Origin of the sequence: Bacillus swezeyi, assembly GCF_030908325.1 — a bacterium.
Taxonomy (GTDB): Bacteria; Bacillota; Bacilli; order Bacillales; family Bacillaceae; genus Bacillus; species Bacillus swezeyi.
The window spans coordinates 4,333,207-4,346,980 of sequence record NZ_CP133085.1 but is presented as its reverse complement, the minus strand read 5'-3'; the positions used below and the strand labels follow the sequence as shown (position 1 = coordinate 4,346,980).

Genomic DNA, 13,774 nt, shown 5'->3' with positions numbered 1-13,774 from the left:
GTTATTTTCCCATCAAACCTAATTGTAAAGTAAAGCAAATCACACATAAAGCTCACTTTACATATCGATCAAAAAAACTTGCCAAATTAATGGCAAGCTGATAATTCATCGATGTAAACCGGGCTGTTGGCTACCACACAAACAGCCCGACGATTCCAGCGCTCAGCAGCGAAACGGCCATTCCGCTGACAAGAAGCTTCCAAACGTTTTTTCCGATGATCGCTGATTTTTCTCCATTAAATAAGGAGTTATACGTTCCGTAGATCATGCCGATGGTGCTGAAGTTGGCAAACGATGTTAAAAATGTCGTAGCAACAGCGGCTGTATGGGGTGAAATCGAAGCTAATTGTGTTTTTAAATCCATCATCGCGACAAATTCATTTGTGGCAAGCTTCATGCCCATCAGCTGTGCGACATACATCGCGTCATGTACAGGCAGCCCGAGTAAAAATGCAAACGGACTGAAGATATAAGAAAAGATTTTTTGGATTGTGAGGCCATCCATGATCAGTCCCAGCATTCCGTTCACACATGATGTTAAGGCAACATAGCCGATCACCATGGCGAGAATGACAATGACCATATTCATCCCGACCAGCATGCTGTTGGAAATCGTTGAGAAAAAGTCTTTCTTTTCTTCTTTTGGCGGTACATAAATGATGTCTTCTTCTTTTTTGACTTCAACCGGATTTAAGATGCTGGCTAAAATCAGCGCATTCAAACAGTTTAATGGAATGGCTGTAAAGACGTATGTTGCGGGAACCATTGTTAAATAAGACCCGATGATGGAGCCGCTGATGCTGCTCATACTCATGATTCCAAATGTCAGCAGGCGGTTGTCTTTTAAAACGGCCAACTGCTGGCGAATAACGGCCAGCGCTTCTGTATTGCCCAAAAACATCATTTGAATGGAGAAGAAGCTTTCTAATTTAGGCAGCCGCGACACTTTTGAAATCACCCATCCGATCTTATCGATCAGCCACGTTAAAATCCCAAAATAAGCGAGAATGTCAAAGAATGTGACGACAAAGATGATCGGCAGCAAGGCGCTGAAGAAAAAGTCTACTGTCTCATTGCTCATGACGGACGGAAAAGCAAAAGCGATTCCTTCGCTTGCACAGCCAATCAGCCAGGAGAAGAATGAGGCGATGAGGTTGATCACCGCTCCGCCTATTTTGGTGCCAAGCATGAACCACGTTACCAAAAGCTCTACTGCAAAAAGTGAAAGAATCGGTCTCCATTTGACTGTTCTCTTTTGCGGGGAACATAAAAAAATCACGGCCATGACAATGAAAATGCCTAAAATATTAATAAGAAAAAACATGATTTCAACTCCCAGAAGTTTTTTGAAAATAAAAAAGCTCTTATTTTTCATGGGTTCCGAAAAATCAGAAAGCATGAAAAATAAGAGCAAATGAAAAATAGATACATTGTTTGGGCAATACACTTTTTAAATGTTCAAATCTATTCAAACTTTCTTGTAGTCTAGCGATTTACGGTTACTAGGTAGAGACAATCAGACCCTATTACTGATTATATACAAGAAGCAGTTTCTATTATTTTTGTCTGTATTTTATCCTGAGAATCTATGAAAATCAACCAAAATATATATTTTCACAATAATAAATTTTTTCAAAATGGAACTTTAAGTGAGGGATTTTCGTAATTATAGGGCAGGGTACAGTTTCAGTTGCACGCAGATGCCGCCTTGCAGCAGAAACTGTGTTTCTTTCCGAAATCCCCTCCGCAAAGGCGATGAATCTTATCATTCCATCTTCATGTCAGCGGCTTACTCATACATTGCGAAATCCCCCCCTTGAAGAACGGGTTTTAAATCAAAAGTCTCTGGTTTTGGTTAGGTCTTATTTCACGGTACTTTAGTTCGTTGAATAAGATGTGACTTTTTTGCTATGATTTTCCTATGTTTTTACAACTTGGCTGTATGTCCAATTTTAGAGAAAAAGAGGGGTATTTTATGCTTTTTAAAAAGAACTATCTTCCTGTCGGCAGTGTTGTCGGCTTACATAATGATTCAAGACGTCTGCTTGTTATCGGACGGCAAATGTTTTCTGAGACAAATCATGTGATCAGAGACTATGCCGCGGTCGAATATCCAAACGGCTTCACCGATCCGAAAGAGCAGCTCGTTCTGTTTAATAAACAAGATATAGAGGTCGTTTATCATTACGGGTATGTCGATCAAAAAGAAATGCAGCTTGACGAGTTATTAATAGAAGCAGAAAAAAACGAAGATAAGGAGCAATAATGATGGGACATTTTCGCTTCAACAAAGAACTTTCAAACAAGGCAGCGGGGACCATCAGTCAGCTGGAAAGCGCCTTTAGCCATGTATTTGAGAACATGGTGTTTTTTCGTGAAGAATTAGACCGGCACAGCGGCAAAGCCGCAGCAGCGCTTCAGAAAAAAATGAGCGACAACATCAACTTTTTCAGTAAAGCAAGCCGCAGTTTATTATATTTTGCCGATAGTGTGCGCTGTTTTGCAAAAGCGGTCGAAATGACAGACGAATCCGATAAACCGGCCAATGTGCAGCCGGAGTCAAGAGCAGAAAGAAGCCATACATTTTCCACTGAAAGAGTCAAAAGTGAAATTAAAATAACTGCGGATTCGCTGCATCAGGCAACGGCAAAGTTTGAAACCAATCTGTCTACACTTGAGGAAGCTTTGCACCATTTCGATACAATGCTCAGAGAAATGATGTTTGAAACAGAGTTTCCTTGGGATGATGTCGATGCTATATGGTCTGAAGCGAAGTCGCACATTCATTCGATCATAACGGAAATTAAAAAAAGAGTAAAAGAACTATCAAAAGACGCAAAAAAAATCATAGAAGAGTTACAGCGCGTCGATAACTTGATTTCACAACAATTGCAAAGAGTGAAATGATGGAAGGGAAATAGAGTTATGGCATATTATAATAGAGAGAAAGAAATCACAAACATTCTCAAAACCCACGAAAGAAATGCGAACCGGCTGCTGCAGAAAGCCCAATCAATCCGTTTGCTTGAAGCTTTTAATACAATATGGGTATCGATTGAAAATAAAGAACTGCCAGTACCTATATCAAGCAATGTGATGACCTTTAACGCCGATGACATAAAATCTGAAATCGATGAATGGATAAAAGATTTGAAAGAATGTCAAGAAAATGCCCAACGCAAGTTTGAGTCGATGGAAGATCCGTCGCCCGATGACTTAAGCAAACGCAACAATATTACGAGTGACTTCGTTGTTTTAACTAGCCAATACGAAAATCTAAAAAATAGCATTGATCAGGTAGAACAAGATTTCAACAATTCCGTCCGCACCCACCGCGCCCCAATGCGCGAAGCCTTGACAGATATCTCAATCTTGTATAATTCAGTTAATCATGTAAAAGGCGATTTTTCTGATTATAAGAATGTTTCTGTTTATGTGCATGGGATTGAGGATAGTGGAGACGGATTTAATGAAAGTGTTAGAAAAGCTGCAAAAGACGGTGATATTATATTACGTATAAATCGTGATGATGAGGAGGAATCGAGAGAGTACTATATTGTTACATTAATAAATGGTGAAAAAGCAATTAAGAAAGTAGAAGGGTTGAACAAATTAATAGATACAGAGCAATACAAAGAAAAAATGGGAAGATTGCATATCATTTACGAAACAGGGAAGGTAAATGAACACCGCCAAGAGACAAGTGACGATTTAGCTGAAAAGCTGAATGAAATGGGGCTGATGAATGAGACGACAAAGATTGATATGTTCGGCCACAGCTATGGCGGGAGAAGATCGATGCAATTTGCGATGGATTACCCTGACCATGTTCGAAGCATCACAACGATTGGAACCCCATATGATACAAATATTCTAGGCTCACAGGCTAACAAACATCGCTGGCTTGCAGACAAAGCGGCTGGAAGGGATACTACGAACACGAGTGATTATTTAGATTTTAATGAAGAGAACAGAAACAATGATGATGGAAAGGACTACAGTAATGCTTATACAGATATGGACAGTGAGGCCATGTCTGAAGACATTCATCATTTAAAATCTGCCAATCCTGAGGTCTATCAAAAGCTTCAGAAAATGGACATTACCGCTGCGGCGGGGTACAGAACAGAGGAAACTGTGAGTTTTTCTCCTTACTATACCGCAAGCGGAAAACATAAAATAAACAGCGATGATATCGTTTCAGTCGAAAGTCAGCATGGGGACATGTTAGGCGATCTCATTGACGAAAAGCCAGAGTTTGAAGTGGAAGGTTCTGGCATCACTGATTCTGGACACATTCATGAAACTAAGGACTCTGATTTTGTCGACTTGATTCGAGAGGTTAACAAAAAAGAAGCGGAATAGGAGCAGGTCAATGGTAAAAAAACGGTTGAGAAGTTTAAGCGTATTGATAGTGTTCTTGTTGGTTATAACCGGCTGCGGAAAAGATCAATATCAGGAAGTAACGTATAAAAAAGGTTTCCCAAAGGAAGATAGCCGTGGATTAACTGAGTTTATGAAATCTTATCTTACTGGTAGTACAGATCAAAAAATCTTAGAAATGAATGATGTTACTTTATTTTCAACAGTAAATCATCAAGGACAAGCAATCCGGTACTTTAAGTATACACAGGATCAGTTAAAAGAATATTATAAGCCCATGTTTACAGCCAAAAATCCTAAAAAGACTTTAAATGAATTATATCAAATAGAACGTTTAGAAAAGTTATTGCACCATTCTATTCAAGACAAAGAAAAATATGATCTTCCATCTATAAAAATCTTATCAAATAATCAACTAGAAGTGAAAACAACGAAACATAAAAAAACATTTGATTTGCCATCGCTTTTGAAAAAATATGGAGTAAAGAAATCCGATGAATTGGAGATCAATTTATATGCGGTAAATTCTAAATGTTTTGCTCTAGTTATCCAAGATTTTAGTATGAAGGATCGTATTAATAGCACCATAGGACTTTTCATAACGCAAAACTTAACAAATATTGAGACGACAGTTATCACGAAAGAAAAACTGCGAGAGACACTATCAACAGGAAAATTAAAAGATTACTATGATTTATTCACTAAAATAGACAAATCGGAAAGATATTCACTTATGTTTTTTGACGACATGATATTAGATCAAAAAACAAATCAATTAATAGGTATTAAAAAAGATGATTATTTAAGCAAGAATGGAAAATACGTTTATATAAGCGGAACTAAAGATACGATTTCCAACGGTGTTCAACAAATTCAAACAGTGCAGAATTATCTAAAGGGAAATAAAGAGTATGAAGCTCAATTTAAACTTGATTTTGATAGCATTGCCAAAAAAATGAACTTTAAAACAAGCGGTGTAAGTCACGCTAAGATTCAATATTTTAATGAAGATTATGTTGTGCTAAATGTTTTATACAATGGCAAAATGGTTGGGACAGCAGGATCTGTTAATGTACTAATTGATTTACAAAAGAGCAAAAAGCAGCCAACCGCTTACTTGGTTGATTTAGGAGTTGAATAGTTGGACTGAAGAGGTATTTTTCAGACCTTTTTATTTCAAAGGTTGGCCGCGAATATTGCGGTAAAGCTTTTTCAATCTATATGAATAGACCAAAAAAACTGCACCTCCCATTGCTAACCATTGGGGTGCAGTTTTTTATTTATCCCTGTCTCACCTTATGCTCCGAATATCCATATGGATTGGCAGAATGCCAGTTCCAGGCGTCGCGGATGATGGCGATCAGGCTGTTGTGTTTCGGGGTCCAGCCTAATTCCTTTCTGGCGCGGGAAGAGGAAGCGATCAAGGCATCTGGGGCGTCTGTGCTGTCAGCGGATGGTGTGATGGGAATGAGGCCGATGCCTGTGACATACTGGGCGGCCTGGATGACTTGTTCGGCTGAATAGCCTTCGCCATAGCCGAGATTGAATGTCCGGCTCCCTTTTCCTTGCCGTAAATGGTTGATGGCGAGAACATGGGCTTCGGCGAGATCCTGGACGTGGACATAATCGCGAATCCCCGGCGTGCCTGCTGTCCTGTCATGTTTTGTTCCGAATGAGTTTTGGCCGATCGCTGCACACAGAACATTTGAAATCAGATGCGAATCATCCGTGCGGTCTTCGCCGATCGCTGCGGATGGATGAGCCCCTCCCACATTGAAGGAACGGAGAATCACATAGTTGAGGCCGTACGCTTTTTCCGCTTCCATCAGCATATTCTCCATCAGCCATTTGACTTTTCCGTGGGGATGAACAGGCTGTGGTTTTGATTCCTCTGTAATCGGCACATCTTTTGTGCTGCCGTAGACGGTCGCGCTTGAAGCAAAGACGATCTGCTTGACCGCGAATTCTTTCATGACGTCTAGCAGTGTTTCCATCCCTGCGATGTTTTCGTTGAAAGAGGAAAACACGCGATTTGACTGGGTTGAAATAGGAGAAGCTGCGAAATGCATCACCGTTTCGATGTCCTCGTTTTCGAATACCTGCCTGAGAAAATGCCGGTCCCGGATGTCGCCTTTGTAAAAAACGGCTTCAGGGTGGACGGCTTCTGCATGTCCGGTTAACAGGGAGTCGACAACGACGGCTTTTTCATTTTTCTCAATTAATGTGTAAACGGCATGGGAACCGATATAACCGGCTCCCCCGACAACAAGTATACTCATCGAAATCTCTCCTTTTGGTTATTATTTGCTATATGATATGACGCTGCGGGGCGACAGCCCGTCTTTGTTCTTCAAATCCGTATTTTTCATCTACAATATAGAGCGGCCGGTCTTTCACTTCGTCATAAATGCGGCCGATGTACTCGCCGACCGCTCCGAGGATGATCAGGATGAATCCGCTGAACAGGCACTGCAGAATAATCATCGATGACCACCCGGTAATGGTGCTTGTCGTAAACAGCTTCAGGCAGACGACGATAAAAGCGTATATAAAGCCGATCGCTGACAGCACGATGCCTGAGTAGCTTGCCAGTTTCAGAGGCTGAAATGAAAATGAAGTGATGCCGTCGAGCGAAAGCTTCAGCATTTTTTTGAGCGGGTACTTCGTTTCTCCTGCAAGCCGCTCATGCCGCTCGTAATAGACGGCCGTCTGCTTGAAGCCGAGCCAGCTGACAAGCCCGCGGACAAATGGGTTTTTCTCTTTCAGCTTGTTCATTTCATTGACGACTTTGCGGTCCATGAGCCGGAAATCTCCAGTATCGACCGGGATATCGACATCTGTGAGCCGTCTTAGAATTCGGTAAAACATGGAGGCTGTCTGCTTTTTGAAAAACGTTTCACCTTCGCGCTTCGTTCGAACGGCGTAGACAACATCAAAGCCTTGGCGCCATTTTTCAGCCATTTCCAAAATCAGTTCAGGAGGATCCTGAAGATCGGCATCGATGACGACGATCGCCTTGCCGGCAGCATAGTCCGTACCGGCGGTGATCGCAATCTGGTGGCCGAAGTTTCTTGAGAAATTGATGCATTTGACAGCCGGATCGGACTGAGCCAGCGACTTCAGCATATGCATGCTGTCGTCGCTGGAGCCGTCATTTACAAAAATCAGCTCGTATGTTTCTCCGGTTGAATCCATGACGCTTTTCAGTCTCTCATAGGTGCCGTCGAGGACTTCCGCCTCGTTAAAGACGGGAACAACAATTGAAAATGTGACGGGTTCGTTCATATTGATCACCTTTCCTTTCATCAATCCAGCTCCACTTTATAGAGCGTCTGATTTCCACCAGGTCCGCCAGACTGTGAACTGTCGTCTGAAGAAGAGCTGCTGTATTCGCTTTTTGAAATCTTCGTGCCGTTTTCTTTAATCCAGCTGGTGAGTTCCGAATTATCTTGGCCTCGGCCGCCGCCAATCATGAAGTATTTGACTTCTCCGTTTTTGACGAGCTTCTCAAGTTCATCAACAGTCAGGATCGGGTCGCTGCCTGAGAATCCGCCCATCGCCATCACAGCTTTGCCTGTTTTGATGATGTAGGAGGAAGCGGAATTAGAATTTGAGACCGCGAACAAATACTTTTCTCCTGTGTTGTTCTTTTTCAGGTAAGACAACAGTTCTTCATCGACTGATTCGCCGCTTCCAGGGCTGCCGCCGCCCGCTCTGCCTTGCTCAGACTTGCTGGAGCTGTCTCCGTTCTCGTTTTGGCCGCTTTGTTCAGGATCCATGCCAGTTGGAGCTTCATTGGTGTTTTGGCTGTTTTGCTCAGAGTCAGAATCTGTTGCTCCGTTTTGACTGCTGTTTTCATTGTTGTCTGTTTGGCCGTCTTGGCTGCCAAATCCAGGAGGTCCGCCGCCGTTGTTCATCTTACCGCCGCCAATTGACTGCGCCGATTGAGGATCTGCTTGCGGTATCATACCGTTTACCCCGTCAGCGAGAGTTGCCGTTGTCCAGTAAAAAGGACCGATCAGCATCCCGAGAAGTGCTGCAAGTGATAGATAATAGCTGAATGACTTTCCTTTTTTAACAAAGAAGAGAAGACAGCTTGTGACGATTCCGAAAGCGCCGATGAGAATACTCCAAATGATGCTGATGTCGCTGATGTAAGGATTCAAAATATATAATTCAAATGCAGTTGTCAGCAAAATGCCGATTGGAAGCAGCCGTTTTTTCCAGCCGCTTTCCTCTTGGTAGAGGCGGACCAGTGCCGTCCAGCCTGCACCAGCCAAAGCGGCAATCGGTGCTGCCAGCATGATCAGATAGTAATGGTGGAAGAATCCCGCGACGCTGAAGAATGCAGCGACCGGCACAAGCCACATCGTCCAGTAAATCGTTTCATTCGTTGTGTCATTAAATTTTCTTTGACCGCGAAGGCCTGTAATCAGTAAACCGATAATACCGAATAATACAAACGGGATCAGCCAGCTTGCCTGACCTGAAAGCTCAGATTGGAACAATCTCAGCGGTCCCGGTGTACCTGTGCCGAAAGAGCCTGCTCCATTTCCGCCGCCTCCGGGGCCGCCTCCGCCGCTTTGAACATCCCCTTGTTGGCCGTCCGGTCCGCCAGCAGGCATCTCGCCTCCGCTTGGCGGAGTCATTTGTTCATTTGATGAGTCTGAACTGTTATCGGAACTGCCGTTTTGCTGCTGCGGCATTTCCTGCTGCTGGTTCTTTTGATCTTGATCAGAAGAAGCGGCTCCCCCGCCTCCGCCATTTTGTCCTGTGAGACGCTGGATTCCGTTGTAGCCAAAAGCGAGCTCAAGTACAGAGTTGGTTTGGCTGCTTCCGATATAAGGCCGCGAACTCTCCGGCTGGCTGTCGACGATGACTGCCCAGGAAACGGAAACACCTGCCAGGACAATGACTGATGTTATAAGAGATACAATTTTTTTGCGAATGGTCGTCTTAGCTGCAATCAGATAAAATAGCAGGAATGCCGGTAACACCATATAAGCCTGCAGCATTTTCACGTTAAAGCCGACGCCGACCATAAAGAAGGATGCGATGAGCCACAACATTTTTCCTGTGCGGACTGCTTTAAACAACATCCAGGTTGCAAACATCAAACAAAGGACGAGAATGCTGTCAACGTTGTTTGTGTGGCTGACTGCAACGGCAATCGGTGTACATGCCATCACGAGAGCAGCAATTCTTGCCGCCGTTTTTCCAAAGGTCGGTTTTACAATAAAGTACAAGAGTGATACAGAGATCACTTCAGCGATCGCTTCGGGCAGAACGACGCTCCAGCCGTGCACGCCGAATACGAGAGCGAATAGTGTTTGAATCCATAATGCGACAGGCGGTTTATCAACAGTTACAAAGCCTGCCGGGTCAAAAGATGCGTAAAAGAAGTTATGAAAGCTTTGGGTCATACTTTCCACGGCCGCCGTATAGTAGGCGTTGTCTGTGTCGCTATTCCAGATGCCGTAAAGATTTAAACCTGCAGATAATACGAGAATCAAAATTAGGAATATATCAATTTTCCTTTTCTTTTTCATTATTCGGTCACCTCACTTAAAAGCATTATAGAAGCCAAATATGATCAAACTATGAACAAATCAAGAAGGATTTTTAAATTGTAAAAGTGGACAAAAAAAAGAGACATACCTAAGGAAAGGTATATCTCAAAGTGATCTGAATTTATTTCCACACATCTTCTGCAATCTCAATCACATGGCGCAGCTTCTCCCACTGCTGCTCTTCAGTCAGCAGGTTGCCTTCTTCTGTAGAGGCGAAGCCGCACTGCGGGCTCAAACAAAGCTGGTTCAGATCAACATAGCGTGAAGCCTCTTCAATGCGCCGCTTAATTGCATCCGGACTTTCAAGCTCCCCGAATTTAGATGTGATGAGGCCGAGGACGATTTGCAAGTCTTTCCGTTTCACGAAACGAAGCGGGTCAAAGCCTCCGGAGCGTTCATCATCGAATTCAAGGAAGAGTCCGTCAAGGTTTAATCCGTCGAAAATGGTTTCCGCCGCGGCGTCGTATCCGCCTGATGCCGCCCATGTCGAACGGAAGTTTCCGCGGCAAATGTGCATTGTTACAGTTAAATCATCGGGGCGTCCGTCAAGTGCTTCATTGATGGTGTTGGCAAAGGATTGGCGCAGCTCATCAGGTTTGCGGCCGAAGGCCTTGATCTGCTCTTGCCCCTTTTCTGAGAAAAATACTGCCCAAGCCGTGTCATCCAGCTGCAGATAACGGCAGCCGGCATCATAGAATGCGCGGATTGCTTTTTTGTAAGCCTGCGCTACATCATGATTGAACTCATCGAGATCCTTGTATGCACTTTCTTCCAGCTTCCCTCTGAAAAACAGCATATTCGGACTTGGAATCGTCATTTTCGGCGTATGGGTGCCTGCAATACTATGAAGAAATTGATAATCTTCAAGCATCGGGTGATTCGTAAAATCAAGTTTGCCATTTACTTTTATGCCGCGTGCTTTTGTTTTCGTATTGTGGAATTGAATGCCGCTTTCAGGTACATAGCCTTCAACACCGTCTAAGCCTTCCAGAAAATCAAAGTGCCACCAAGCCCGGCGGAACTCCCCGTCCGTCACGGCTTTCAGCCCGATCTCTTTTTGCTTTTCTACGATGCGCTGAATCTCTTCATTCTCAATCTCACGCAATTGTTCAGCGGTCATCTCACCGGCCGCTCTTTGGAGGCGCGCCTTTTTAACAGGTTCTGACCTTAAGAGGCTTCCTACTTGATCAGCTCGGTACGGCCCCTTTTTTTGTGTTCGCGTTTCCTGTGACCACTCAGTTGATTGTGTCATGATCGATCCCTCTTTCTTTTTTTGTCTTTATGGACATAAAAAAGCTCTTCCCTATCAGGAAGAGCTTGATATACAATCTCCTCCTTATCTTCAAGAACACGAATATGCTCTTAAGGATTTAGCACCATTCTGTCATAGACAGCGGTTGCCGGGTTTCACAGGGCCAGTCCCTCCACCACTCTTGATAAGGAAAACCTTTTTTATGCGATTTTTATAATAATTTTAATATTAATACTTTTTGTGAAAATGTCAATGGGTTTGCTAAAATCTTTCCCATGCTGTAAGAGGTTTAAGCATCTTTCCATACAGCTTTATACTTTTTTTGATATTTTTCATTTTCTTCCTTAGAAACCAAATCTATTGCGATCTGCTTGATTTCTTCAGCATTTATCGCATCGTATAAATGTCTGAGGCCTTGAATGATATCAAATCGAATCAACGTATGATTTTTTTCCGGCAAGCAGTTGTTAAAACGTTCAACAAGATGATACAGGACCATCTCTCGCTGTTCTGTCCCGGCCAAGCCAACCCTCCAAATCGATTGCAGACTGTGCCTTGCGGTGACAAACTTCTCATCTTTTGTCACTTTCCATAATTCAGGAAAATCCTTCAAGATCCTTTTATCCGGATCACTGATCGCTAAATAAGAAAGGAATTGTGCTGCTCTTGATCTTTTATGATGGTCTTGATGATGAAGGTCTTCTATTAATTGATCCCAAACCTCATATGCCCAGTCCACTTCTTTTTCAGCGGCGGCTAGAATGTTTTGATAGGCTTCATACTGGATATTTTTATCTTTGGACTCCAGGTTTGCAAAATACGTCTGAATGAAATGGTCCATTTAAGCATCTCCCATTTTGAAAATTGTTGAGAAAAGATTAACTGATTTATTGGGTTTTGACAAATTGCTTTTTCGGTTCTTTTTCGACAGAGTGGGATACATGTCATTTTAAATGAGGTGTCCCAATGAATGGAGTCCCCATGAATAAGCTGGATAAGGTATACGACATGCTGGAAAGAATTGAATACAGTGCTTATACACGTGAAAGCGCTGGTATTTGAAGTGAATACTTGGATATTTTTTAAATGTTTAACTTAAAATAGAAACTTTTTCCCTTCGTCATCGGTCTAAAATGTGTACCTATTTTGAAAATGGGTAATATAAAAATGACACTTTTAAGGAGGCTGAATGATGAAGAAAAGGACATTTTTGAAAGCTGCCGGTATTTTGATGACAGGGCTCTTGGTTTTTACGATGTTTGGCGGGACTGCTCAAGCGGCAAATGGCAATAAACCGATGGTGACGAGCCATACATATAAAAATGTGAAGGAGCTGAAATATCCGCAGGTCAAAAACTTGAGCAGCAAATCTCTGCAAAACAAGATCAACAATGACTTCAAAAGATATATTGAACAGTCTTATCAAGATTATTTAAAAAATAAAAAAGGCGGTGAACAGCACGGTTATCAAACGGCGTACCAAACGTCTTTCGAGGTAAAATATCTGAACGACAAAAAACTGAGCATCCAGACGGCGAATTATGTATATTCCGGGGGAGCACACGGCAATACAGCTGTTCGTTCGTTCAACTATGATCTGAAAGCGAAAAAGCGCGTATACTTGACCGATGTATTAAACAAGAAATCAAAGGTTGAAAAAACAAGAAACTACATTTATGACTATATTCGAAAGCATCAAGATATTTTCTTCCCTGATGTGAAGAAAAAAGATATCGTTCTTGGTAAAAATACGGCCTTTTATTTTACAAAAGACGGAATCGCCATCGTGTTCCAACAGTATGACGTAGCTCCATATGCCGCTGGAAACCCTGTAGTGCATGTACCGAAATCGGTTTTCCAATAGACATGAGCCCCTGTCCGCAGGGGTTTTTGTTTTGAAAAGAGGTATGGAAGAGGAGATATGACAGAGGTATTCAAGAAGCGCTGCGCCATAACTGACGGGCGAAAAATCAGCCCGGTGTCAGTTCGCAGATTTTTTCTAAATCAAACAGCTCGCAGACATAGAAGATGCATTGCTGTCCGCTGATGATTTGATACTTTTTAAAAACATACTGCCGGTCTGACGAAACAGGTACAAGGTGTGAGAAGTGCTTTCCCAAGGATTCGCCCGTGCTGAAAATGTCACGACGCGATTCCAGTTCTGCAATGATTTTTCCAATGGGGAGTCTTTCTTCTTGCAAATCTTTTTTGATGGCGGGCGGCAATGAATTTGTTTTGACATAGACATAATTATAGGACAAATAATCATCGCCCGTTTTCAGGGAGGAGGTCCTGAATAAGATCTCATCATTGCGTTGAAACAGTCTCGCTTCTTCAGCCGCCAGCTTGTCATAATCGATATAGCTTTGCTGAAAAACCTCAATTTCGGCTTTGCCGCCGATCAGTGTTTCAATGGCTTTGGTTGTTGAACCATCGGTTTTGGTTAACATGTCTTTTACAAGAGAAGCAAGAGATTCAGGGAGAAAATGGCTTGCTTTCAACTAAAGGCACCTCCATACAAAATTAGAATTTTTTGAAAACTTGTATTTAAAGTTATCATGTGGAGGAG

At 42.6% G+C, this 13,774-nt stretch carries 12 protein-coding genes and 2 riboswitches; of the genes, 5 read left to right on the top strand and 7 right to left on the bottom strand.

Features of this window, described 5'->3' with window-relative positions:
• Positions 1-130: 130 nt before the first annotated feature.
• Positions 131-1,324 carry a nucleoside transporter C-terminal domain-containing protein gene (locus RBH91_RS21715; RefSeq protein WP_307892918.1) on the bottom strand — a complete coding sequence of 398 codons (1,194 nt, stop codon included), beginning with the start codon at positions 1,322-1,324 and terminating at the stop codon, positions 131-133.
• Positions 1,325-1,461: 137 nt separating this feature from the next.
• Positions 1,462-1,563, bottom strand: a riboswitch (purine riboswitch).
• A gap of 412 nt (positions 1,564-1,975) precedes the next feature.
• Between RBH91_RS21715 and RBH91_RS21710 the strand changes: the two genes are divergently transcribed.
• From RBH91_RS21710 to RBH91_RS21695, 4 genes are read left to right on the top strand one after another with little or no spacing between them, the layout of a single operon-like run.
• On the top strand, positions 1,976-2,266 hold the full coding sequence (locus RBH91_RS21710) for a DUF4176 domain-containing protein (RefSeq protein WP_307892917.1): 291 nt from the start codon (positions 1,976-1,978) through the stop codon (positions 2,264-2,266).
• Between the two features lie 2 nt (positions 2,267-2,268).
• Positions 2,269-2,907, top strand: a complete 639-nt coding sequence (locus tag RBH91_RS21705; RefSeq protein WP_307892916.1) for a hypothetical protein — start codon at positions 2,269-2,271, stop codon at positions 2,905-2,907.
• An 18-nt stretch (positions 2,908-2,925) separates the two neighbouring features.
• Positions 2,926-4,365 (top strand): alpha/beta fold hydrolase, encoded by a 1,440-nt coding sequence (locus tag RBH91_RS21700; RefSeq protein WP_307892915.1) that lies wholly within the window; start codon positions 2,926-2,928, stop codon positions 4,363-4,365.
• A gap of 10 nt (positions 4,366-4,375) precedes the next feature.
• Positions 4,376-5,524 (top strand): hypothetical protein, encoded by a 1,149-nt coding sequence (locus RBH91_RS21695; protein ID WP_307892914.1) that lies wholly within the window; start codon positions 4,376-4,378, stop codon positions 5,522-5,524.
• Between the two features lie 139 nt (positions 5,525-5,663).
• Here the strand turns inward: RBH91_RS21695 and galE are convergent, their stop codons facing one another.
• The 5 genes from galE to RBH91_RS21670 all read right to left on the bottom strand — a co-directional run bounded on the left by galE (position 5,664) and on the right by RBH91_RS21670 (position 12,046).
• Complete coding sequence (galE, locus tag RBH91_RS21690; RefSeq protein ID WP_307892913.1) at positions 5,664-6,662, bottom strand: UDP-glucose 4-epimerase GalE; 999 nt, start codon at positions 6,660-6,662, stop codon at positions 5,664-5,666.
• A gap of 28 nt (positions 6,663-6,690) precedes the next feature.
• Positions 6,691-7,689, bottom strand: coding sequence for a glycosyltransferase family 2 protein (locus RBH91_RS21685; protein ID WP_404802458.1), 999 nt, complete (start codon positions 7,687-7,689; stop codon positions 6,691-6,693).
• Entirely contained in the window at positions 7,689-9,932 is a 2,244-nt protein-coding gene (locus RBH91_RS21680) for a glycosyltransferase family 39 protein (protein WP_307892912.1), read from the bottom strand. Before RBH91_RS21680 ends, RBH91_RS21685 begins: the two co-directional genes overlap by 1 nt.
• Before the next feature lie 142 nt (positions 9,933-10,074).
• A complete protein-coding gene (locus RBH91_RS21675) occupies positions 10,075-11,205 on the bottom strand; it encodes a 5-methyltetrahydropteroyltriglutamate--homocysteine S-methyltransferase (protein ID WP_307892911.1) in 1,131 nt (376 codons plus the stop codon).
• Between the two features lie 81 nt (positions 11,206-11,286).
• Positions 11,287-11,396, bottom strand: a riboswitch (SAM riboswitch).
• 98 nt (positions 11,397-11,494) lie between these two features.
• A complete protein-coding gene (locus RBH91_RS21670; protein WP_307892910.1) occupies positions 11,495-12,046 on the bottom strand; it encodes a hypothetical protein in 552 nt (183 codons plus the stop codon).
• Between the two features lie 351 nt (positions 12,047-12,397).
• Here RBH91_RS21670 and RBH91_RS21665 point away from each other — a divergent pair, with 351 nt between their 5' ends.
• Entirely contained in the window at positions 12,398-13,069 is a 672-nt protein-coding gene (locus tag RBH91_RS21665) for a DUF3298 and DUF4163 domain-containing protein (RefSeq protein WP_307892909.1), read from the top strand.
• A gap of 106 nt (positions 13,070-13,175) precedes the next feature.
• Here the strand turns inward: RBH91_RS21665 and RBH91_RS21660 are convergent, their stop codons facing one another.
• The gene (locus RBH91_RS21660; protein ID WP_307892908.1) at positions 13,176-13,706 is read right to left on the bottom strand and encodes a chorismate--pyruvate lyase family protein; all 531 of its coding nucleotides are present in this window, start codon (positions 13,704-13,706) and stop codon (positions 13,176-13,178) included.
• Positions 13,707-13,774: the final 68 nt, after the last annotated feature.